General features: G+C 65.0%; 20 protein-coding genes. 10 read left to right on the forward strand and 10 right to left on the reverse strand.

From position 1 onward, the window contains the following. Nucleotides 1–2: 2 nt before the first annotated feature. Entirely contained in the window at nucleotides 3–1,499 is a 1,497-nt protein-coding gene (gene ffh / locus BMI90_RS10670) for a signal recognition particle protein (protein WP_078529219.1), read from the reverse strand. Between the two features lie 195 nt (nucleotides 1,500–1,694). Further along, nucleotides 1,695–2,267 (reverse strand): NAD(P)H-dependent oxidoreductase, encoded by a 573-nt coding sequence (locus BMI90_RS10675; RefSeq protein ID WP_078529221.1) that lies wholly within the window; start codon nucleotides 2,265–2,267, stop codon nucleotides 1,695–1,697. Nucleotides 2,268–2,369: 102 nt separating this feature from the next. Between BMI90_RS10675 and BMI90_RS10680 the strand changes: the two genes are divergently transcribed. Beyond that, the gene (locus tag BMI90_RS10680; RefSeq protein WP_078529223.1) at nucleotides 2,370–3,266 is read left to right on the forward strand and encodes a LysR family transcriptional regulator; all 897 of its coding nucleotides are present in this window, start codon (nucleotides 2,370–2,372) and stop codon (nucleotides 3,264–3,266) included. Nucleotides 3,267–3,276: 10 nt separating this feature from the next. Here BMI90_RS10680 and BMI90_RS10685 read toward each other — a convergent pair whose 3' ends face one another. Genes BMI90_RS10685 through BMI90_RS10700 form a run of 4 tightly spaced genes read right to left on the reverse strand, consistent with a single transcriptional unit; the run spans nucleotide 3,277 to nucleotide 8,200 of the window. Beyond that, the gene (locus tag BMI90_RS10685; protein ID WP_078529225.1) at nucleotides 3,277–4,536 is read right to left on the reverse strand and encodes an OpgC domain-containing protein; all 1,260 of its coding nucleotides are present in this window, start codon (nucleotides 4,534–4,536) and stop codon (nucleotides 3,277–3,279) included. Beyond that, entirely contained in the window at nucleotides 4,529–6,340 is a 1,812-nt protein-coding gene (gene mdoH, locus BMI90_RS10690; RefSeq protein WP_078529227.1) for a glucans biosynthesis glucosyltransferase MdoH, read from the reverse strand. Before mdoH ends, BMI90_RS10685 begins: the two co-directional genes overlap by 8 nt. 1 nt (nucleotide 6,341) lies before the next feature. Next, complete coding sequence (locus BMI90_RS10695; protein WP_078574734.1) at nucleotides 6,342–6,551, reverse strand: hypothetical protein; 210 nt, start codon at nucleotides 6,549–6,551, stop codon at nucleotides 6,342–6,344. Further along, nucleotides 6,551–8,200, reverse strand: a complete 1,650-nt coding sequence (locus BMI90_RS10700) for a glucan biosynthesis protein G (RefSeq protein WP_078529231.1) — start codon at nucleotides 8,198–8,200, stop codon at nucleotides 6,551–6,553. Before BMI90_RS10700 ends, BMI90_RS10695 begins: the two co-directional genes overlap by 1 nt. Nucleotides 8,201–8,617: 417 nt before the next feature. On the opposite strand from BMI90_RS10700, the gene BMI90_RS10705 reads away from it, so the two are divergent. The 7 genes from BMI90_RS10705 to BMI90_RS10735 all read left to right on the forward strand — a co-directional run bounded on the left by BMI90_RS10705 (nucleotide 8,618) and on the right by BMI90_RS10735 (nucleotide 15,654). Beyond that, the gene (locus BMI90_RS10705; RefSeq protein ID WP_078529233.1) at nucleotides 8,618–11,614 is read left to right on the forward strand and encodes a monovalent cation/H+ antiporter subunit A; all 2,997 of its coding nucleotides are present in this window, start codon (nucleotides 8,618–8,620) and stop codon (nucleotides 11,612–11,614) included. Continuing rightward, a complete protein-coding gene (locus BMI90_RS10710) occupies nucleotides 11,614–11,952 on the forward strand; it encodes a Na+/H+ antiporter subunit C (protein ID WP_078529235.1) in 339 nt (112 codons plus the stop codon). Before BMI90_RS10705 ends, BMI90_RS10710 begins: the two co-directional genes overlap by 1 nt. Then, nucleotides 11,952–13,640, forward strand: coding sequence for a monovalent cation/H+ antiporter subunit D (locus BMI90_RS10715; RefSeq protein ID WP_078529597.1), 1,689 nt, complete (start codon nucleotides 11,952–11,954; stop codon nucleotides 13,638–13,640). Before BMI90_RS10710 ends, BMI90_RS10715 begins: the two co-directional genes overlap by 1 nt. Nucleotides 13,641–13,654: 14 nt before the next feature. After that, entirely contained in the window at nucleotides 13,655–14,146 is a 492-nt protein-coding gene (locus tag BMI90_RS10720) for a Na+/H+ antiporter subunit E (protein WP_078529237.1), read from the forward strand. Next, nucleotides 14,143–14,412: a K+/H+ antiporter subunit F gene (locus tag BMI90_RS10725; protein ID WP_038074819.1), complete on the forward strand. Its 270-nt coding sequence runs from the start codon at nucleotides 14,143–14,145 to the stop codon at nucleotides 14,410–14,412. The genes BMI90_RS10720 and BMI90_RS10725 overlap by 4 nt, the downstream gene beginning before the upstream one ends. Nucleotides 14,413–14,419: 7 nt before the next feature. Beyond that, the gene (locus BMI90_RS10730; RefSeq protein ID WP_078529239.1) at nucleotides 14,420–14,836 is read left to right on the forward strand and encodes a Na+/H+ antiporter subunit G; all 417 of its coding nucleotides are present in this window, start codon (nucleotides 14,420–14,422) and stop codon (nucleotides 14,834–14,836) included. A gap of 74 nt (nucleotides 14,837–14,910) precedes the next feature. Then, nucleotides 14,911–15,654 carry a sterol desaturase family protein gene (locus BMI90_RS10735; protein ID WP_078529240.1) on the forward strand — a complete coding sequence of 248 codons (744 nt, stop codon included), beginning with the start codon at nucleotides 14,911–14,913 and terminating at the stop codon, nucleotides 15,652–15,654. 222 nt (nucleotides 15,655–15,876) lie between these two features. On the opposite strand, the gene BMI90_RS10740 is transcribed toward BMI90_RS10735, so the two are convergent. Next, nucleotides 15,877–16,926: an FAD-dependent oxidoreductase gene (locus BMI90_RS10740; protein WP_078529242.1), complete on the reverse strand. Its 1,050-nt coding sequence runs from the start codon at nucleotides 16,924–16,926 to the stop codon at nucleotides 15,877–15,879. Between the two features lie 49 nt (nucleotides 16,927–16,975). On the opposite strand from BMI90_RS10740, the gene mnmD reads away from it, so the two are divergent. Together mnmD and BMI90_RS10750 are read left to right on the forward strand one after the other, a co-directional pair. After that, on the forward strand, nucleotides 16,976–17,650 hold the full coding sequence (mnmD, locus tag BMI90_RS10745) for a tRNA (5-methylaminomethyl-2-thiouridine)(34)-methyltransferase MnmD (protein WP_078529244.1): 675 nt from the start codon (nucleotides 16,976–16,978) through the stop codon (nucleotides 17,648–17,650). Further along, nucleotides 17,643–18,512, forward strand: coding sequence for a DMT family transporter (locus BMI90_RS10750; RefSeq protein ID WP_078529246.1), 870 nt, complete (start codon nucleotides 17,643–17,645; stop codon nucleotides 18,510–18,512). The genes mnmD and BMI90_RS10750 overlap by 8 nt, the downstream gene beginning before the upstream one ends. Nucleotides 18,513–18,519: 7 nt before the next feature. Here BMI90_RS10750 and BMI90_RS10755 read toward each other — a convergent pair whose 3' ends face one another. The 3 genes from BMI90_RS10755 to BMI90_RS10765 are packed head-to-tail and all read right to left on the reverse strand — an operon-like array spanning nucleotide 18,520 to nucleotide 20,541. Continuing rightward, complete coding sequence (locus BMI90_RS10755; RefSeq protein ID WP_078529248.1) at nucleotides 18,520–19,104, reverse strand: DUF1007 family protein; 585 nt, start codon at nucleotides 19,102–19,104, stop codon at nucleotides 18,520–18,522. Then, nucleotides 19,101–19,904 (reverse strand): hypothetical protein, encoded by an 804-nt coding sequence (locus BMI90_RS10760; RefSeq protein WP_078529249.1) that lies wholly within the window; start codon nucleotides 19,902–19,904, stop codon nucleotides 19,101–19,103. The genes BMI90_RS10755 and BMI90_RS10760 overlap by 4 nt, the downstream gene beginning before the upstream one ends. Next, nucleotides 19,894–20,541: a HupE/UreJ family protein gene (locus BMI90_RS10765; RefSeq protein WP_078529251.1), complete on the reverse strand. Its 648-nt coding sequence runs from the start codon at nucleotides 20,539–20,541 to the stop codon at nucleotides 19,894–19,896. The genes BMI90_RS10760 and BMI90_RS10765 overlap by 11 nt, the downstream gene beginning before the upstream one ends. Between the last annotated feature and the right edge of the window lie 28 nt (nucleotides 20,542–20,569).

Genomic DNA, 20,569 nt, shown 5'->3' on the forward strand with positions numbered 1-20,569 from the left:
GATCACTTCTTCTTGCCGAAGCCCGACAGGCCCGGCGGCAGCGCGCCGCCCAGACCGCCAAGGCCGCCCGGGGGCAGCTTGCCGCCCATCGCCTTCGCCGCGGCCTCGACCTCGGCAGGGTCCATATTGGCCAGATCCGGCATGCCGCCCTTGCCGCCCATCATCTTCATCGCCTGCTTGAGCATGCCGCCCTTGCCCATCTTGGCCATCTTCTTCATCGAGTCGGCCATCTGACGGTGCATCTTCAGCAGCTTGTTGAGCTCGGAAACCTCAAGGCCTGCACCCGCAGCGATACGCTTCTTGCGGCTCGCCTGCAGAAGCTGCGGGTTGGCGCGTTCCTGCTTGGTCATCGAGTTGATCAGCGCGATCTGGTGCTGGATTGTCTTGTCGTTGAGGCCCGCCTCTTCGGCCTGCTTGGCATATTTCGCCATGCCCGGCATCATGCCCATGACGCCCTGCATGCCGCCCATCTTGAGCATCTGCTCGAGCTGGCCACGCATGTCGTTCATGTTGAACAGGCCCTTCTGGAAACGCTTGGCCATGCGCTCCGCCTGTTCCTTCTCCAGCGTTTCCTGCGCGCGCTCCACCAGGGCGACGATATCGCCCATGCCGAGGATGCGGCCCGCGATACGCTCGGCCTCGAAGGTCTCGAGCGCATCCATCTTCTCGCCCAGACCGACGAAGCGGATCGGCTTGCCGGTGACCGCGCGCATCGAGAGCGCCGCACCGCCACGGCCGTCGCCATCCATCCGGGTCAGCACCACGCCCGAGACGCCGACCTTCTCGTCGAACTCGGTTGCGACGTTGACGGCGTCCTGACCGGTCAGGCCATCGACCACGAGCAGGGTTTCACGCGGCTGCGCCACGTCGCGCACCGCCTGCACCTCGTCCATCAGCACTTCGTCGATATGCAGACGGCCCGCGGTGTCGAGCATGTAGACGTCATAACCGCCGAAGGTTGCCTGTTGCTTGGCGCGCTTGGCGATCTGCACCGCGTTTTCGCCCTTCACGATCGGCAGCGTGTCGACGCCGATCTGCGTGCCGAGGATCGCGAGCTGCTCCATCGCCGCCGGGCGGTTGGTGTCGAGCGAGGCCATCAGCACCCGCTTGCCTTCGCGGTCCTTGAGGCGCTTGGCCAGTTTCGCAGTGGTGGTGGTCTTGCCCGAGCCCTGAAGGCCGACCATCAGGATCGGCGCGGGCGGGTTGTCGATCTTGAGCGCATCGGCCGGACCGTCGCCCGAGAGCATCGCGATCAGTTCGTCATGGACGATCTTCACGACCTGCTGGCCCGGCGTGACCGATTTGGTCACGGAAGCGCCTGTCGCCTTGCCTTCGACCGCCTTGATGAACTGGCGTGCCACGGGCAGCGAAACGTCGGCCTCGAGAAGCGCCACGCGCACTTCGCGCAATGCGGTTTTCACGTCCTCGGCAGAGAGCGCGCCTTGTTTGGTCAGCCGGTCGAACACGCCGCCAAGGCGTTCGGAAAGACTTTCGAACATGGGCCACCCTCCTAGGTTTGGGGCCGGGACAAACGACAAGCGCACCAGTGGGCGCAACGCGCTGACTGGTGGCGATCCCGACCGCATGCCGGGACCGGAGGGATTCGTCCTCCGGGGAAATCTCGCGTGAATTAAGACAAAGGCCCCGCGGAGTCAACCTCGGGGCCAGTCGGGAGGAAGAGGAAGGGGCGTGGATCAGGCTGCGAGATGAATGATCTGCTCTTCAGCCTTGGCGATCGCCGCCGCCTCGTCGATGTTCACACCCTCGGCCGCGACCACGGTCACGTCGGTGATGCCGATGAAACCGAGCACCTGCTTGATATAGGGGGTCGCGAAATCGAAGGCCGAGCCGACCGGGACGCCGCCCGACGAGTAGGCGATGATCACCCGCTTGGGGCCGGCGAGGCCTTCGGGGCCTGCTTCGGAGTAGCGGAAGGTTTCGCCGACGCGGCAGATCTGGTCGATCCATGCTTTCAGCGGGCCAGTGACGCCGAAGTTATAGACGCCGCAACCGATCACGACGGTATCGGCCGCTTTCAGTTCCGCGATCAGCTCGTCGGAGAGCGTGAGCAGGGCTTTCTGCTCGTCGCTGCGCTGGTCGGCCGGGGTGTAGACCGCGCCGATCCACGCGCCGTCGATGGCGGGGATCTTGGTCGCGTCGCGGCTGGTGACATCGCCGCCGAGGGTGTCGACGATCTTGTCCGTGAGACGTTTGCTGATCGACGCATCGCCTTTGATCGAGCTGTCGATGCGGAGAATCTTGGTCATGGGGGAGGGCTCCGTTCACAATGTTGACGGCCTATAGGATGGCTATTGCATTTAGGAACTCAACGGGCATGATCGAGCATGTAATGTTCATGGGTGCACAAAATGAGTTTTGACAGTTGGGACGAAATTCGCACGGCCTTTCAGGTCGCTCGGATCGGTACCGTTTCGGGGGCTGCGGAGGTTCTGGGCGTTCACCATGCGACAGTGATCCGCCATGTCGATGCGCTGGAGGAGAAGCTTGGAACGAAGCTGTTCCAGCGTCATCCGCGCGGCTACACGCCGACCGAGGCGGGGCAGCAACTGCTCTCGGTGGGGCAGGCGACCGAAGACCAGTTCAGCCAGCTCGCCGCCCGGATTGCAGGCGCGGGCGAAGAGGTGACGGGGGAGCTGATCGTGACCTCGCTGACGGCTGTCTCGGTGCTGGTGCTGCCCGCAATGGAGAAACTGCTTGGCGAATATCCCGGGCTCCGGCTGCGCTACCTGACCGATCAGCGTGTGTTCCGGCTGGAATATGGCGAGGCCCATGTCGCGATCCGCGCCGGCAATCGTCCGACCGAACCCGATAACGTGGTGCAATCGCTGGGCCGGATGCAGAATGCACTTTATGCCAGTCACGCATATGTCGAGCGCTACGGCATCCCGCGCTCGAAGGAAGAGCTTGCACAACATCGCTTCGTCTCGATCGACAATCGCGACAGTCGCGCGCCCTTCTATCGTTGGCTGCGCGAGAACGTCCCGGATGAGCAGGTGGTTTTCCGGGCCAACGAGCATGAAAGCCAGGTCGATGCGATCAAGGCGGGGCTTGGCCTGGGCTTCCTGACAGTGCCGATGGGGCGGGGGGATCCGACGCTTGAAGAGGTGATGAAACCTTATGAGAGCTGGGATACCGAGCTCTGGGTGGTGACCCATGTCGATCTGCACCGCACGCCGAAAGTGCAGGCCGCCGTGAAGGCGATCAAGGAACAGGCGCGGCTCTCCGAGGGGCTGGTCGCAGCCTGATCGGCTGGCGTCAGCGCGCCGCCGACCGGCTCGGGCGCGGAGGCACCGGCACGGGGCTGTTGCCTGCCGCAAGCACGACGGTCGGGCCGAAGGCCAGCTGCGGCCCCGATGTCTCGCGATGACGTTTGCGCTTTGCGATCGCTTTCGGCCCCAGCCGGTCGCGGGCGAAGGCAAAGCCCAATTGCAGCGCCAGGCCCGTCCCGATGATCAGCGTGTCCTGCCCAAGCCCGCCGGGGTGGATCTGCTTGATCGCCTGTGCGGCAATGGCGAGGATCGTCCCGAGCGCGAATATCGGCAACGAATGTCGGCCCAGCAACCGGATCGGCGCCACTGCCCGCGATGCGGCGATGCGCGGCACGATGCCTGGAAGCGACAGGATATAGGCGAGTGCCAGAAGGTGCGTCAGCCGGGGCAGCGAGACGAAGGTCTTGTCGAAACCCGCGATGAAGAAGGGCACACCCCATTGGCGCAATTGCCAGGTACCGTGACCAAAGGTTTCGAGCATCCACTCGGTATGGACCCAGGCGAAGGTCAGCACCAGCCAACCTGCCGCGAGCGCCACGATCCAGCCTTTCACCGGCACCAGCCGCTTGCCCTCGCGGATCGCGAGGCCGGTCAGGATGCCGAGACTGAACACCAGCTGCCAGGCGAGCGGGTTGAAGAACCATCCGCCTTGCATCGGGTAGTTCGGCAGATTCAGCCGGAACAGCCCCGTCAGCGCCCAAAGCCCGACCGAGGTCGCCAAGAGCGCCCATTTGCTGCGCTGCCCGATCCGGATCAGCGCGGGCGCCATCAGCAGCAGCGCCATATACATCGGCAGGATGTTCACATAGCCGAGCTGGTGCCCGAGGGTCGCGATCCCGATAAGGAAGCCGAACGGATCGGTGCCATAGGTCTTGAAGGCGTTCTTCGCGAGCATCGCCTCGTTGCCCCAGAACTGCACGGCTGCCGAGACGATGGCGATCGCCCAGACCGCCGTGAGGATATGAACGAGGTAGAGAAGCCAAGCGCGGCCCCAGAGCCGTGAGGTGCCCTCCCAGCTCAACCCCTTCGCCAGCGCGGGGCCGTAAGCCAGCGCCGCCGCAAGGCCCGACATGAAGACGAAGCCTTCCGCCGCATCCGAGAAACCGAGGTTTCGCGAGGTGAAGTTCTCATAGAGATTGCCGGGGATATGATCGATGAAGATCATGATCAGCGCGAGGCCGCGGAACAGGTCGATCCGCAGGTCGCGCCCGGCCTTTACCGGCAAGGGGGCGGAACGCTCATGCATGGGCGGGGCTCCGGGGGGCCGCGCTCACCGGAGCGGGCTGTGCGGGATCGGGGGCCGGGAAAGCATTTTCCCAGCGGGTGAAAATCGCATCGTGCAGGCGAACGACGCGCGGGGTCGACACCTCGCTCGGCACCAGCATCAACCGCGAGCGAGAGGGCTGCGAAGACCAGGAAATCAACCAGGGAGCCGCGATCATCGGCAGCCCGACCGGCAGCAGCCACAGCAGCAGCCCCGGCGCGAGCAGATCGGTCAGGACCAGCCCGCCAAGGCCGATCGCGACGATCCACCACGAGGCGGCGAACCCCTCGGAAAGGCTCATCCGACCGTCGCCGCGATTGTTCGTCGGCCAGCCGCCGTCACGCCCCATCAGCACCTGAAACACAGAGCGCGTCGCGAAGGCCAGCAGCACCGGCGCGGTGAGCGAGGAAAACAGAAGCTCGGCCAGAGTCGAGGCAAATCCCATCGCGGCGCCTCCGAAACCGCTTGCAGTCCCCACAAGCGCCGCGCGCGCCGCGATCAGGAGCTTCGGCACCAGCAGAAGCCCGAAGATACCGATGGCGAGGCCGATTGCCTTCGAGGCCTCGGAGGGCGGGAAATAGGGGAAAGGCCAGTAAGGTTCGGGGAAGTAATCCGGCGGCGGAACAAACAGGGGCGCCGCGATCGAGGCCACGAGAAATCCAAGCCAGAATAGCGGCGCGATATAGGCCATGATCCCTTGCGCAAAGACAAAGCGAGACCAACCGCGCAGGCCCGGTGCGCCGATGATGCGCGAATGTTGCAGGTTGCCCTGACACCAGCGGCGGTCACGCTTGGCATGATCGACGATATTCTCGGGGCCTTCCTCGTAGGAGCCTTCCAGATCGTCATCGAGCCGTACCAGCCAGCCGCTGCGCGCCAGAAGGGCCGCCTCGACATAATCGTGGCTCATCACATGGCCGCCGAAGGGCGGTTTGCCCTTCAGTGCGGGCAGACCGCAGCTTTCGGCGAAGGCACGGGTGCGCACGATGGCGTTATGCCCCCAGAAGGGACCGGTCTTGCCTTGCAGCATCGCGAGACCACGCGCGAAGACAGGGGAGAAGAAGCTGGCCGAGAACTGCATCGCGCGGGCGAAGCGCGAGCGGCCCCGGATCACCTTGGGCAGCGTCTGGAGAAGGCCCAGACGCGGCTCGGCCTCGATCCGGCGGATCATCTGCAGGATCGTCTCGCCTTCCATCAGGCTGTCGGCATCGAGGATCAGCGCGTAGTCATACGCCGCGCCCGACCGGGTGATGAAATCCTCGATATTGCCCGCCTTCTTGCCGATATTGTTGATCCGGCGGCGGTAGAAGAACCGTCCGAGCCCGTCGCGCTCGTCAACGAGATGGGCGAAGACGCGCGCTTCACGGGCCGAGATCTCTTCCTTGCGGGTGTCCGACAGGATCGCGAAGTGGACCTCGGCAGGGTCCTGAGTCGCGGCCAGCGAGGCATCCATCGCGGCCACACGCGAAAAGGTCGCAACCGGGTCTTCGTTATAGACGGGGACCAGAACGACGGTGCGTCCGCGGATCGGGGCCGCCGGATCATAGGCGGGCGCCTCGGCGCGCGAGCTCAAACCGATCAGCGCCTGCACCGCGCCCCATGCAAGCCAGAGCGTCGAAATCAGGATCAGCACCGCGCGCACGATATCGAGCGTCTGCAACCCGTCGGCCTGACCGAATTGCAAGAACAGCACGAAGGCCCCGATACCGGCCAGCGCCGAAAGCCCCAGCGCGATACTGCGCAGGGCGATCAAGGTGGCGCCGCGAGGACGCGACAGCGCGGTCATGTCAGGTGCCTTCCCCAACAGGGCGGCGAGTGAACAGCCGCGCGAGGCGGGTGCTCAGGCTCAAATCAGGCTCGATCTGTTGCGGCGGCATCGCCATCGGGGCGGCGGGCAGCGCGCAAGGGCCCGCGATCAGCGCCTCGGGGGAGACGACGCGCACGGGACGGGCTTGCTCGGTCATCGCGGGGACGGCGGGCAGGTCGAGATGGGACATCATGATTTATTCCACTGGTATAGCCAGGTTTCGGACAGGTTCCGTCCAAAACCCGAAAGGTGCGCGGAAAGTTCCACCGGAGCATCGCTATCGGCAGAAACATCCAGCACAAGCCGCCACACGCCGTCCTGCTCGACCTTCGACAGCGTCTCGGTAACGATCTTTCCCTTGTTCGCATGGGTGACCGCTTTGATCTTGTCCGCCGCCGATCCCGGCAGGCGCGAAATCTCTCCACCCTTGAAATCAATGACGAATTTCCGGGTGCCCTTGGTGTTCTCGACGCCCGAGACGCCGCCTTCTCCCGCCCGCGTCTCTTCGACATGGGCTCGGGTGTCGGCCGGATCGGGGGGCAGATCGCCCCATTCGAGACGATAGGCGAATTCCAGCGCATCGCCGGCTTTCGCGGGCGCTTCGGGCACCCAGAAGGCAACGATATTGTCGTTCACCTCGAGTTTCGACGGGATCTCGACGAGGCGGACCATCCCCTTGCCCCAGTCGCCCAGAGGCGTGACGCGCACCGAGGGGCGGCGTTCGTAATGGGCCGAGGCATCCTGATAATGGTCGAAATCGCGATCGCGCTGATAGAGCCCAAAGCTTTTCGGAGCGGTCTCGGAGAAATAGGACGAGGCGAGCGCGCCGGGGTTCTGAAGCGGGCGCCAGATCCTGTCGCCGTCGGCCTGCTCGATCGCCAACCCGTCGCTGTCATGTACCTTCGGGCGGTAATCGTCGAAATCCGAGCGGTTGCGCGGCCCGTAAAGGAACATCGAGGTCAGCGGCGCGACGCCGAGTTGCTGAATATCGGCGCGAATGAAGAGGCGCGCGGTCACATCCATCACCGTGGCCTCGCCGGGGGTGATGACGAAGCGATAGGCGCCGGTCAGCGATTGCGAGTTCATCGCGGCAAAGACGGTGATCGTGTCCGAGCCCGGTTGCGGGGTCTCGATCCAGAACCGCGTGAAGCGCGGGAACTCTTCGGCGACCGACAGGCCGGTATTCACCGCCAGCCCGCGTGCGGAAAGCCCATAGGCCGAGCGACGCCCGAGCGCACGGAAATAGGAAGCGCCCTGGAAGGCGATCAGCTCGTCCATGATGTCGGGACGGTTGATCGGGCTGTGCAGGCGGAAGCCCGCGACACCCGGAAGGGCCACGTGTTCGGGAACGATCTCGCGCGCCTCGCGCTCGTAGATGAAATCGTCGGTGTTGAATTCCATCGGGCGCGACTGGTCGGCCTCGACGGTGAAGAGCTGCACCGGCTCCTTGAAAAGCCAGCCCAGATGGAAGGCCTGAAGCTCGAACCGCGTATCCTCGATATCGGCGAAACGCGATTTCGCGGGGTCGAAACGGATCAGGCGGTAGCTGTCATAGTTCAGCTTGCTCAGGAACTCCGCCGAGCTGGTCGCAGGCGCAACCGGGTCGCTTTTCGCGGCCTGCTGCATCTCGGCGGCAAGCGCGTCGAAGGAGAAGGGCGTTTGCTGCGGTGCGGCAGAAGGTGCCGGGGCGGGGGTGGCATCGCCCGCAGGTTGAGCATCCTGCGCCATAAGCGGGCTCGGTACGAGACCGGCCGCGGCAAGGCAGCCCATTGCGGAGCCAACGCGCAGAAGCTGTCGGCGAGAAAGACGGGACACTGGCAAGGTGCGGGAATGAGGCATTGGTTTCCCTGCGATAACAGTCGCTTCGTGCCCATAGATAGGCACGGATCGGGATTTGCATAGCCACAGGGTTGCGAAACTTGCAAGAGCTCTTGCGGTCTCGGGCCTGCCGGACGGGCCAAGCTATGCGAAATTTGCATAACCCTGCCCATCCATGCGTCGAAAAGCGCGGTTTCCCGCCGATGGTGCGCTTTTCCGATCACAGCTCGCTGCAACTGCGAAAAGCCGTCGGGGGGCGGGTGACCGGGTATTATGGGCGCTAACGGTCGAAACCGGCTCGATTCTGGCCCTGATTCCGCCCGGCGGCGCTTGACAGGCGAGACCCTCATGCGCAGGTAGAGGGTAGCTTGCGCGGGGGGGAGCAATGCGCGCGCATCTTTCGCCCCAAGGCCCGCCAAAGAACGGACCGGAGAGAAAATGTCGCCTGCCCTGATCGCCGCCTTGCCCTTCCTTGGCGCTGCCCTGCCGTCGATCCTGATCCGCACCGGACGCAATAATGCCGCCGCGGTCGCCGCGCTCTTTACCGGGCTCGCGCTGCTGGGGCTCTTGCTGAACCTGCCGACGGTGCTGGCCGGTGGCGTGGTCGAGACCAAGATCGACTGGCTGCCCTGGCTGGGCCTGAACGTGAATTTCTGGATCGACGGTCTGGGGATGCTGTTCGCGACGCTGATCCTCGGGATCGGCCTGCTGATCATCCTTTATGCGCGCTACTACCTGTCGAACCGCGACCCGGTCGGTCAGTTCTACACCTATCTGCTGCTGTTCCAGGGCGCGATGGTGGGCATTGTTCTGTCCGACAACATCCTGCTTTTGCTGATCTTCTGGGAGCTGACCTCGCTCTCGTCCTTCCTGCTCATCGGCTATTGGAAGCACCTGCCCGAGGGCCGCCAGGGCGCGCGTATGGCGCTGACCGTGACCGGCATGGGAGGGCTGTCGATGATCGCGGGGATGCTGATACTCGGCCATATCGCGGGCAGCTACGACATCTCGGAGATCCTCAAGCACAAGGACGCGATCCAGGCGAGCCCCTACTACATCCCGGCGCTGCTGCTGATCCTCGGGGGCGCATTCACGAAATCCGCGCAATTCCCGTTTCATTTCTGGCTGCCGCACGCGATGGCGGCACCCACGCCCGTCTCGGCTTACCTGCACTCGGCGACGATGGTGAAGGCGGGGCTCTTCCTGATGGCGCGGATGTGGCCAGTGCTCTCGGGCACGCCGGAATGGTTCTATATCGTGGCTTCGGTCGGGCTGTTCACGATGTTCATCGCGGCGCTGATCGCGATCTTCAAGCATGACATGAAGGCGTTGCTCGCGTTTTCGACAGTCTCGCATCTGGGGCTGATCACCTTCATGCTGGGCCTCGGCACCGAGGCGGGCGCGCTGGCCGCGGTGTTCCACATCATCAACCACGCGACCTTCAAGGCGGCGCTGTTCATGAGCGCGGGCATCGTCGATCACGAGGCGGGCACGCGCGATCTCACCCGGATTTCGGGGCTGCGCAAGCTGATGCCGATCACCTTCACCATTGCGACGATTGCGGCGCTGTCGATGGCGGGGATCCCGCTCTTCAACGGGTTCCTCTCGAAAGAAATGATGCTGGAGGCGGCTGCCCATACGAGCTGGCTCAAGAACGACTGGCTGATCCCGGCGATGGCGACGGTCGCAGCGCTGTTCTCGGCCACCTACGCCTTCCGCTTCATCACCCACGCCTTCTTTGGCCCGGTCTCCGAAGATCTGCCGAAGAAACCGCATGACCCGAATTTCGGCATGTGGCTGAGCCCCGGTTTCCTTGTGGTCCTCGTGGTCGCGATCGGTCTGTTCCCGATGGCGGTTGCCGGGCCTTACGTCCAGATGGCGACCAATGCGGTCGTGGGCGGCGGCTATCACATGCACACGCTCAAGATCTGGCACGGCGTGACCCCGGCGCTGATCATGTCGGCCATCGCGGTGATCGGCGGTATCATCTTCCTCGGCGCCCATGCTCCGCTGCAAAAGATCTGGGACAGGACCCCGCGCCCCGAGGCGAAGGCGATCTTCGACTGGATCATCGACAAGGCGCACGCTCTGGCGGTTCTCATCACGCAGGGTCTGCATACCGGCTCGATGGCGCGCTACCTGATGCTGTTCACCGTGGCCTCGGTCGCGGCGGGGCTTTACGCCTTCTCGACCGGCACGATCGGGGCGCCGACGCGCGACCTCACCCCGGTCAATGGCGCAGCGATCGCGGCCTGGATCCTGCTGCTCACGGCGACCCTGTCGATCGTGGCCTTCCATCACAACCGCATCCTCGCGCTGGTGATGATCGGGATCGTCGGGCTCATCGTCTCGATCTCTTTCATCTTCCTTTCGGCGCCGGACCTCGCGCTGACGCAGATCTCGGTCGAGGTGGTCACGGCTGTCCTGATGCTCTTGGCGCTCAACTTCCTGCCCAAGGTCACGAAGACAGAATCGAGCCGGATGAAGCTCGGCTTCGACGCGGGGCTCGCCATTGTCGCGGGCGTGGCGGTGACCGGGCTGATCTATGCGCTGATGACGCGCGATTTCGCCTTCCCGACGATGTCGGGCTACATGCTCGACAACAGCTATAACCTCGCGGGCGGCGACAACGTGGTGAACGTGATCCTCGTCGACTTCCGGGGCTACGATACCTACGGCGAGGTCACGGTGCTTGGCATCGCGGCCCTTGTGATCTTCGCGCTGACCGAGGCGCTGCTGCAGGGCGCGTCCTCGCGCAAGCTGATCGCCTGGCGGCCCGATGTGGCGCGCGGCGGCGACAAGCACCCGCTGATGCTGCTGATCGTGACCCGCGTGATGATGCCAATCGCACTGGTGGTCGGGCTCTATATCTTCCTGCGCGGGCATAACCAGCCGGGCGGCGGTTTCATCGCCGGCCTGGTCGTGGCGATCGCACTGGTGACGCAATACATGGCCTCGGGCTTCGCCTGGACCCAGGCGCGCCAGAAGGTCTATTACCACGTGCTGATCGCGGCGGGCGTGCTGGTCGCAGGCGTGACCGGGGCGGGGGCGTTCTTCAACGACATGCCCTTCCTGACCTCCGATTTCGGCTATGTGAAACTGCCGGGCCTCGAGAAGTTCGAACTGGCAACCGCCGCAGGCTTCGACCTCGGCGTGTTCCTTGGCGTCGTCGGCTCGGTCATGCTGGCGCTTGGCGGTCTGAGCCGCCTCGCGCGGCGCGCGGCTATGGGCGAGCAGGGGGGCGAGGACGGCGCGCATATCGTGGCCGAGAAACCCGAGGCACGGGTGCTTGCGCCACTCGCGGCCGGGCCATACCCGCCCGAGGCCAAGGTGCCCCGCCGCTGGTGGAAGACCGCCCGCGCCGCACAAGAGGCGACCCAGGCCGAACGTGACACCATCCACGAGAACAAGAAAGACCACGGAGGCGATCACTGATGGAACTGCTTGTCGCTTCCGCCATCGGCGTGCTCACCGCCGCCGGTATCTACATGATCCTGCGTTTGCGCAGCTTCCCCGTGGTCGTGGGCATGTCGCTCTTGTCCTACGCGGTCAACGTCTTCCTGTTCGCCACGGGTCGTCTGGTGATCAACCAGCCGCCGATCCTGCGCGACGGCGTGACTTCCTATACCGACCCGATCCCGCAGGCGCTGGTGCTGACCGCGATCGTGATCTCCTTCGGGATGACCGCTGTGGTGGTGATGCTGGCGCTCGGCGCCTTCATCGAAGCGGGCAATGACCGGATCGACCTCGAGACCGAGGAGGACGGCCAATGATGGACCACTGGATCATCGCGCCGGTCGTCATCCCGGCAATGCTCGCGCCGCTGATCGTGCTGTGGATGCGCTACGATCTGGTCACGCAGCGCGTGGCCTCGATCCTTGGCATGTCGGCGCTCCTGGTGCTGGCGATCGTGCTGATGGTGTCGGCCTCGACCCATCCGCCCGAAGTCTACCGCCTCGGCGATTGGGAGCCGCCCTACGGGATCGTTCTCGTTCTCGACCGGCTCTCGGCGCTGATGCTGCTGCTGACCTCGATCCTCGGCCTCGTGATCGTGCTCTATGCGATCGGCTCTGGCTGGGACAAGCGCGGCTGGCACTTCCACTCGCTGATGCAGTTCCAGATGATGGGGATCAACGGCGCCTTCCTCACCGGCGACGCCTTCAACCTCTTCGTCTTCTTCGAGGTGCTGCTGATCGCCTCCTATGGTCTGATGATCCACGGAGGCGGGCGCGCGCGGCTGAAGTCCGGCGTGCAATATGTGGTCTACAACCTCGCGGGCTCGACGCTGTTCCTGTTCGCGCTCGGCACGATCTACTCGGTGGCGGGCACGCTCAACATGGCCGATCTGGCGGTGAAAGTGGCGCAGATGCCGGCCGATGAGACCGCGCTGATCAAGGTGGGCGCGGCGCTCCTGATGCTGGTCTTCGCGGTGAAAGCCGCGCTGGTGCCGTTCCAGTTCTGGCTCCCCGCGACCTATACCAACGCGCCCGGTCCGGTGGCGGCGCTGTTCGCGATCATGACCAAGGTCGGCGTCTATGCGATCGTGCGGGTCTACACGCTGATCTTCCCGATCTCCGGCACGACCGGGACGCTCGCCCATGACATCCTGCTGCCCGCGGCGATGGTGACGCTGGTGATCGGCATGGTCGGTATTCTCGGCGCGCGGTCGCTGGGGCGGGTGGTCGCCTATTCGGTGATCGGCTCGGTCGGCACGATGATGCTGGCCTTCTCGCAATTCACCCAGGGCGCGACCTCGGCGGGGCTCTACTACATGGTCCATTCCACGCTGGTCGCCGCCGCGCTGTTCCTGATCGCCGATCTGGTGCGCGAGCGCCGGGGCCGCTGGGGGCTGTCGCTGAGCGATGCGCCGAAGATCGCCCAGCACGGGCTGATCGCGGCGCTGTTCTTCGCGGGCGCGATCGCGATGGCGGGGATGCCGCCGCTGTCGGGCTTCCTCGGCAAGTTGATGATCCTCGACGCCACGCGCGGACAATGGGGGCTTTGGGCGGCTGTGCTGATCACCTCGCTCATCGCCATCGTCGGCTTCGGGCGCGCGGGCAGCCAGGTGTTCTGGCGCTCCTATGCGGTCGAGGCCGAAGAGGACGAACGCCCGCAACCCTCGAAAGATGCAAGCTCTCCGGCGCTGGCCTTCACCGCCACCGGCATCCTGCTGGCGGGTTCGGTCGCGCTGACGGTTCTGGCCGGCCCTGCAAGCAACTGGCTGCAAGGCACCGCCGCCCAGCTCTTCACGCCCGCGCAATATACCGATGCGGTTCTGGCTGGGGCTGAGGCGCGCGCGCAAGAGGCCGCCCGGATCGGCGCCCAGGATCACGGCCATATGGAGGTGATCGAGGAAATGCGCAGCGAAGACGGTCACGCGACGGACGGCGCCGCAACGGATGGCCACGCAACCGACACCCAGACCGAGGCCGGGCATGACGCCCCGGCCGCGGCGCATTGAGGGGAGGGACCAAGATGATCCGCAAGATCCTGCCGCACCCCTATCTGACGCTGACGCTGACGATCGTCTGGCTGCTCCTGGCGAATGCCTACACGATCAACTCGCTGGTCTTCGCGATCCTCGTGGGGCTCGCGATCCCGTGGCTGACCGCGCCTTACTGGCCCGCGCGGCCGCGCATCGGCAATCCGGTGAAGATCCTCGAATATATCCTCGTGGTGTTCTGGGACATCATCGTCGCCAATATCACCGTGGCGAAGATCGTGCTCTTCATGCCCAATTCCAAGCTGCACCCGGCCTGGGTCTCGGTGCCGCTCGACATCGTCGAACCCGAGGCGATCACGGTGCTCGCCGGTACGATCACCATGACGCCCGGCACGCTCACGGCGGAGCTGGCCGCCGACGGCCATTCGCTGCTGGTCCACTGCCTGCACGCGCCGGACGCCGATGCTGTGCGCGACGAGATCAAGACCCGCTACGAGGCCCGCCTGAAGGAGATTTTCGAATGATCACCTATGCCCTGATCTTCGCCATCGCCTGCTATTCGCTGGCGCTTCTGTTCAATCTCTACCGGGTCGTGAAAGCGCCCGGGGTGACGGATCGGGTTCTGGCGCTCGACACGATGGCGGTGAACGCGATCGCGATGATCGTGCTCTTCGGGATCTGGGAGGGCACCGCGCTCTTCTTCGAGGCCTCGATCCTCTACGCGATGACCGGTTTCGTGGCGACGGTGGCCTTCGCGAAATTCATCCTGCGCGGCGACATTATCGAGTGAGGGCGTGATGGAGATGTTCTGGGATATCGTGATTTCCGCGCTGCTCGTGATCGGCGGCGTCTTCGGTCTCGTCGGCAGCTTCGGCCTGGTGAAACTGCCCGACCCGATGACGCGCCTGCACGCGCCCACCAAGGCCGCGACGCTGGGCGTGGGCTCGATCCTGATCGCCTCGATGGTCTGGTTCGCGGTAAAGCAGGGCCACCTGACGCTGCACGAGTTGATGGTGACGGTGTTCATCTTCCTCACCGCGCCGATCACCGCGCATTTCATCTCGAAGGCGAATATCTTCCGCGACTGGCCAGCCGAGAAACTGCCCAAACCCGCGGGCGAGGGCGACTGGGCGGTGCACACCGCCGATGCCGACACCTCGGAGGGCGAACTGGCGGTCGAGCGCGAGACCGAAGCCGCGGACAAGGCCGACTGACGTCGCGAAACGCTTTGAGCATGGCCCGCGCCGTGTCACGCTGACCCCGGAGGAGATTTCGGGGAGGTTTCGTGATGCGGCTGCGGCTGATGCTGTCCCATCTGTCGATCTGGGTGATGATCGTGGTCGTCGCGGCGGCGGCGTGGTGGATCGCGCAAGGGCCCGCCTGGCTCTGGGCCGTGGCGCTCCTGGGTATTCCGGCGCAGATGCTCAATGAATACGGGCTGCACCGCTACATCTTCCACATGGCGCCCCCGAAACGGCAATGGGCCTTCAACTGGCTCTACCGGGTGCATTACGGCCATCATGAATTCCCGACCTGCTGGCCGCTTCTCTTCGCGCCGCTCTCGGTGATCGTGCCGGTGCTGGTCGGCAATACCGCGCTTCTCTGGGGGATCCTGTCGCTGCTCGGGATGCCTCACGCGTTCGACATCGCCGTCGCAATCGTCCCGCTTGGCGGCGCAGCGACCTTCCTCGCCTATGAGTGGTTCCACACCACCGCACATGTCACGGTGAAGAAAACCGCGATCGAGCGCCATGTCTCGACCTTGCACAACCAGCACCATTTCCGCGACTTCTCGAAATGGTTCCACGTCACCGCAGGCGGCGAGGTGATCGACCGTCTCATGGGCACCGCGATCTCGCGCGATGAGCTGAAAACCCAAAGCCGAGTCGAGTTCATCCGCACCCTCGGCCTGCGCCCCGACGATCCACGCCTGATTGCCGCACGCGAGAAATTCGCGCCGCGCTTCGGGATCACGGATCGGGAGGTCGCGCGGGCAGGCCTCGTCGGAGGGGGCGCTGTCCCCGCACGCTGACGCGCGCCCCCCGGGATATTTCGACAAAAAGGAAGAAAAAACGCCCGGCCCGAACCGTCTTCGGGTGGCTGGCCGGGCGCTTCCCCTTGGGCGGCCATCGGCGTCCCCGCCTGTTCCGCGACTCCAGATTCACGCGATTCTGGTTAAAGAGCGTTTAACTTCCTCTTGGTCGAAATATCCCAGGGGTGAATGGCCGCAGGCCAGGGGGGGCAGCGCCCCCTTTCACAGGTTATCCGTCACACGAAACCCCTCGGGGATCGCGTCATGCTCGTCGAGCACCAAATCCGTCATCACCTGCGCCGCTTTCGGCGCCATCCCAAAGCCGATCTTGAACCCGCCATTGGCGATGAAATGGCCGGGACGCTCCGGCCAGCCGCCCAGCATCGGCGCGCGGGATTTGGCGCGCGGGCGCACGCCGGCCCAGCGGTCGATCACCGGGGCCTCGGCGAGCGGCGGGCACAACGCGCGGGCTTTCTCGATCAGCGTGTCGAGTTGGGCGTCGGTCGTGTCGGGGGCGTCGAAGTCCCGCTCCGAGGTTGAGCCGATCGCGACGGTGCCGTCGGCATGGGGGATGATGTGCAGGCTCTCGGCATAGAGTTGAGGGGCCGCGCCCGCGGCATATTGGAAAAGGGCCGATTGCCCTTTCACGCCGGTGCCGACGGTCTTGCCGAAAGCGACGTTCAGTTCTGCCAAACCCGGCGCGCCGGTCGCGTGGATCACGGGGCCGATCTCCTCGGCCTCACCGATGATGATCTCGGCGCCCATCGTCTCTAGGGCCGCGACGAGTGCCGCCCCGGCCGCGCGGGGATTGGCGCGGGCCGAGAGTGTGTCGTGGATCACGAGGCCGGTGGGGGAGGGCGGCACGAAGGGGGCGAATTCGGCGGCCTCGGTGAGGCGCCAGGTGGCGAAGCCTTTCCAGAGTTCGGCGGCGCCTGCGGCACGTTCATTCGCCCGCGCGACCTGAACGTCATCGGCCAGCGGCTGGATCCGACCGAGTCGCGCATAGCCCGGATCTTTTCCGCCGATGCGCTGCACCTCGGCCCAGAACGCTTCCGCCATCATCAGGCTTTCGAGCTGGAACTGTTTCTTCGGGTTCCAGTTCTCGGGGACATGCGGGGCGAGCGCGCCGACATGGCCGCCCGAACTGCCAGCGCCGATGCAGGTCCGCTCGATCAGCCGGACCTTTGCGCCGCGCTTCGAGGCTTCAAACGCGATGGCGAGGCCGAAGATGCCGCCGCCGCGCACCGTTAAGTCGGGTCTGCCGCTTGTCATTTCGCGCTTCCTGCTTCAAGGCTGGGTCGGTGAGCTTGGACTATCCCCGATGACCGCCCCTGACCAGAGCAAAGCCGATCTCGATTGGCGCGACGGCCTCGTGCCGGTCTCGCGCCGTTTCGACGATCCCTATTTCAGCCTCGCCGGAGGCTTGGCCGAGACGCGCCATGTCTTTCTCGCGGGCAATGATCTGCCCGCGCGGCTGCGTCCGGGATTTCGGGTGGCCGAACTGGGATTTGGCACGGGGCTGAACCTGCTGGCTTTGCGGCTGGCTTGTCCGGAGGAGTGCCCGATCCGCTTCACCTCCTTCGAGGCCTATCCGATGGAGGTCGAGGAAATCGCCCGCGCGCTGGAGGCCTTTCCCGAGGTTGCTCCGGTGGCGGGGCCTTATCTAGACGCTTGGGCCGCCGGGCAGCGTCAGTTTCAACTTGGCCCGGTCGCCGTCGAAATCCTCGAAGGCGACGCGCGCGAGCAGCTGCCCGCATGGGAGGCGAAGGTCGATGCGTGGTTCCTCGACGGGTTTTCACCCGCTAAGAACCCCGAGCTTTGGGGTGAGGAGCTGATGGCTCAGATCGGTGCCCATACCGCGCCGGATGGCACATTCGCGACCTATACGGCGGCGGGCTTCGTGCGCCGGGCGCTGGAAGAGGCCGGGTTCGAGGTCAGCCGTTTGCCCGGTTTCGGGCGCAAGAGGCACATGTCGCGCGGGGTGAAACATGGTTGAGCAGTCGAACCGCAAGGGCATCCTTCTGATGGTCGCGGTGACCTTCATCTTCGCGATGCAGGACGGGATCTCGCGCCATCTGGCAGAGACTTACAACGTCTACATGGCGCTGATGGTGCGGTTCTGGTTCTTCGCGGGCTTCGTGCTGATAATCGCCGCGCGCAGCCCCGGCGGGATCAAACGGGCGACGCGCTCGGGCCTGCCCTGGGTTCAGTTGATCCGGTCCATCGTCCTGATCACCGAGGTGATCGTGATGGTGCAGGCCTTCGTTTATCTGGGCCTCGTGCATTCCCACGCGGTCTTTGCCTGCTATCCGCTGCTGGTCGCGGCGCTGTCGGGGCCCGTTCTGGGTGAGAAGGTGGGCTGGCGGCGGGTGCTCGCGATCGCGGTCGGGTTCATCGGGGTGCTGATCATCCTTCAACCGGGTTTTGGAGTGTTCTCTCCCTACGCGCTGATCCCGCTGGCGGCGGCGCTCCTGTTCGCGCTCTATTCACTGATGACGCGCTATGTCGGGCGTGTCGATCCGGCTTCGGTTTCGTTCTTCTATACTGGCGTCGTGGGGGCGGTCGTGGTGACTGCGGTCGGCATCTGGCACTGGGAGAACATGATCCTCTCGGACTGGGGCTGGATGGGGATCTTGTGCTTTACAGCCGCGACCGGGCATTTCCTGCTGATCAAGGCCTATGAGGTGGCCGAGGCCTCGGCGATCCAACCTTTCGCCTATCTGCAACTGGTCTTCGCCTCGGCGCTGGGGGTGCTCGTTTTTCACGAGGCGCTCGAGATGAATGTGGTGATCGGTGCGGCGGTGGTGGTAAGCGCGGGCCTCTTCACGCTCTGGCGCGCGCGGGTGGCGGCGAACTGAAGCCGGTTCAGCCGTTGCAGGCCATCGTCAGCGCGATCGGGATCGCATCGGGCCCGCCATGGATATCGGGCTTGTTCACCGCGACCGCAGGCACGCAGGTCTCGCCATCCTTCAGGCCACGGATCACCACCGGGTTCTCCTTCACCGGCACGAGACCGGTGAGATTTTCCGGGTCATACATCTCGATTCTCAGGGCGTTGGGGTCTTCCGGCGCGGCGAGCGCCAGCGCGAAAGCCATCGTCACCGAGCCGTTCTTCACCGTCGCCTGAAAGCCGTAGATCTGCGGATCGGGCAGTTGCTCGGTCCCTTTCCAGATCCGGGTGTAGAAATAGGACCCCTCCGAGTTCTGCCGTGCAGCTTCCTGCAAAGCGCCGAGTTCATCGCCCGAGAACTGTCCGTCGCCATCGGCGTCGAAGCTCTGGATCAGCCAGTCGGATACGGTGGGGTCGAAGGTCCAGCTCTCGCCGATATGGGTGATCTGGCCCTTGTCCATGCCGACGAGCATGCGGATCAGGATCTCGTCCTCGGGGTGAGCGTTCGAGGTGAGCGGCGTGGCCGCGAGAAGGGCGGCGAACAGGACTGGGCGGATCATGGCTGGAAATCCGGTTTTTTCTGGCCGGGCGGGGCGGCCGGGGGCGGGGCGCCGAAACTGGGGAATTCATCGGCCCCGGGCACGGCGTTTTGCGCAGCGGGGGCGTTCTCGGATGCGGCATTGGCCGGGGTTGCGGTCTTGGGTTTGAGCTTGTTGCCCATCAGCGCGACGCCCCCGTAGAGAAGGCCGATCGCCACGAGCCAGCTACCGATGATCCGGCCCGCGATCTCGAACCAGCTCGCCTGCCAGCTGCGCAGGATCAGTACGATCGCACCCATCAGCCAGATCGCAAGCCCCATGCCCGCAAGGAAGATCCACGGCCTGCCGCCAAAGCTCGGGTCCGACAGCTTCACCGAGAGCGCGTAGAAGATCCCGAGGATCAGTCCCGCCGGCACGATCAGCACCGGGCGCGGCCCACGCCCGAGCGCCAGTGTCGCGCCCACCGTGATCGCGGTGATCGGCAGGGTCAGGAAGTGATGCGTGATCGCGCCGGGGATCTGCTGGAGCGCGGCCATCAGCTCGATCCGGAAGGCGAGCCCCAGCCCCATGCCCATCACCCACAAAAGCGCCGCGATCTGCGCGCGCCGCACCGGCACCAGCGCAAGCGCGATGCCGAAGCCGAAGATCGGGAAGAGCCGCTCGACCGCGAGCGCGTCGCGGATCAGCCAGGCGCCGGTTTCGCCGCGTTGGGCGGGCGGGATCAGCGCCAGCACGATCAGCGCCGTCAGCCCCGCCAGCACCCACAGATGACGCAGCCAGCCGTGCGTGGTGGTCTCGCGATGTGAAAGCTCACTTGCCAAAGAGGTACAGCCCGCCTTGCAGGAAACCGAGTTGCGATTGCAGATAGCCCAGAGCGAGCGCAAGGAAACCCAGTCCCACCACGGCGATGAGCACGCCCAGCAGCTTCGAGAACTGCCCGTGCCGGATCGGCTCCAGCACCAGCCCGACGCCCACGCCGATCACGTGGATCATGCCGGTCGCGAGCACGAAGCCGATGGCGAAATCGGCCGGGTCGGCGGCCATCGGCAATTCGGCCCCATGCGCATAGCCGTGATAGAGCGCGAAGACCGCGATGATCGCCAGCGATACCCATTCGGCGGGTTTCCAGGCCGCCGCGATCGCGAGGCCGAGCACGATGATCGAGAGTGCGATGCCGATCTCGATCCCGGGCAGAGGCAGGCCGAGAATGCCGATGACGCCGCCCACGACCATGATCATCGGAAAGGTCACGGGCAGCGACCAGACGCGCCGTCCACCCATCTGCGCGCCCCATAGGCCAACCGAGAACATCGCGAGGAAATGGTCATAGCCCGAGAGTGGATGCTCGAACCCGGCGGTGAACCCGCCCGAGCCGGTCTGGGTGATATGGGCCGCAGCCATTTGCGGAGCGAGAAGGGCGAGGAGGCCCGCGAGGGCTGCGAGGCGGCGGCTGATCATCCGGGGCTCTCTTTGTCGTGACTGTCTT

The sequence above is a fragment of the Thioclava sp. L04-15 genome, from assembly GCF_002020275.1.
Taxonomy (GTDB): domain Bacteria; phylum Pseudomonadota; class Alphaproteobacteria; order Rhodobacterales; family Rhodobacteraceae; genus Thioclava; species Thioclava marina.

Bases quoted from the DNA above. Each gene is read 5' to 3' on its own strand.
- BMI90_RS10750 (WP_078529246.1), top strand. From the start codon at position 17,643: ATGGTTGAGCAGTCGAACCGCAAGGGCATCCTTCTGATGGTCGCGGTG.
- BMI90_RS10700 (WP_078529231.1), bottom strand. From the start codon at position 8,200: ATGCCTCATTCCCGCACCTTGCCAGTGTCCCGTCTTTCTCGCCGACAG.
- BMI90_RS10730 (WP_078529239.1), top strand. From the start codon at position 14,420: ATGGAGATGTTCTGGGATATCGTGATTTCCGCGCTGCTCGTGATCGGC.
- mnmD (WP_078529244.1), top strand. From the start codon at position 16,976: ATGACCGCCCCTGACCAGAGCAAAGCCGATCTCGATTGGCGCGACGGC.
- BMI90_RS10725 (WP_038074819.1), top strand. From the start codon at position 14,143: ATGATCACCTATGCCCTGATCTTCGCCATCGCCTGCTATTCGCTGGCG.
- BMI90_RS10740 (WP_078529242.1), bottom strand. From the start codon at position 16,926: ATGACAAGCGGCAGACCCGACTTAACGGTGCGCGGCGGCGGCATCTTC.
- mdoH (WP_078529227.1), bottom strand. From the start codon at position 6,340: ATGACCGCGCTGTCGCGTCCTCGCGGCGCCACCTTGATCGCCCTGCGC.
- BMI90_RS10710 (WP_078529235.1), top strand. From the start codon at position 11,614: ATGGAACTGCTTGTCGCTTCCGCCATCGGCGTGCTCACCGCCGCCGGT.
- BMI90_RS10765 (WP_078529251.1), bottom strand. From the start codon at position 20,541: ATGATCAGCCGCCGCCTCGCAGCCCTCGCGGGCCTCCTCGCCCTTCTC.
- BMI90_RS10695 (WP_078574734.1), bottom strand. From the start codon at position 6,551: ATGTCCCATCTCGACCTGCCCGCCGTCCCCGCGATGACCGAGCAAGCC.
- BMI90_RS10715 (WP_078529597.1), top strand. From the start codon at position 11,952: ATGGACCACTGGATCATCGCGCCGGTCGTCATCCCGGCAATGCTCGCG.
- BMI90_RS10720 (WP_078529237.1), top strand. From the start codon at position 13,655: ATGATCCGCAAGATCCTGCCGCACCCCTATCTGACGCTGACGCTGACG.
- BMI90_RS10735 (WP_078529240.1), top strand. From the start codon at position 14,911: ATGCGGCTGCGGCTGATGCTGTCCCATCTGTCGATCTGGGTGATGATC.
- BMI90_RS10675 (WP_078529221.1), bottom strand. From the start codon at position 2,267: ATGACCAAGATTCTCCGCATCGACAGCTCGATCAAAGGCGATGCGTCG.
- BMI90_RS10755 (WP_078529248.1), bottom strand. From the start codon at position 19,104: ATGATCCGCCCAGTCCTGTTCGCCGCCCTTCTCGCGGCCACGCCGCTC.
- BMI90_RS10680 (WP_078529223.1), top strand. From the start codon at position 2,370: ATGAGTTTTGACAGTTGGGACGAAATTCGCACGGCCTTTCAGGTCGCT.
- BMI90_RS10685 (WP_078529225.1), bottom strand. From the start codon at position 4,536: ATGCATGAGCGTTCCGCCCCCTTGCCGGTAAAGGCCGGGCGCGACCTG.
- BMI90_RS10705 (WP_078529233.1), top strand. From the start codon at position 8,618: ATGTCGCCTGCCCTGATCGCCGCCTTGCCCTTCCTTGGCGCTGCCCTG.
- ffh (WP_078529219.1), bottom strand. From the start codon at position 1,499: ATGTTCGAAAGTCTTTCCGAACGCCTTGGCGGCGTGTTCGACCGGCTG.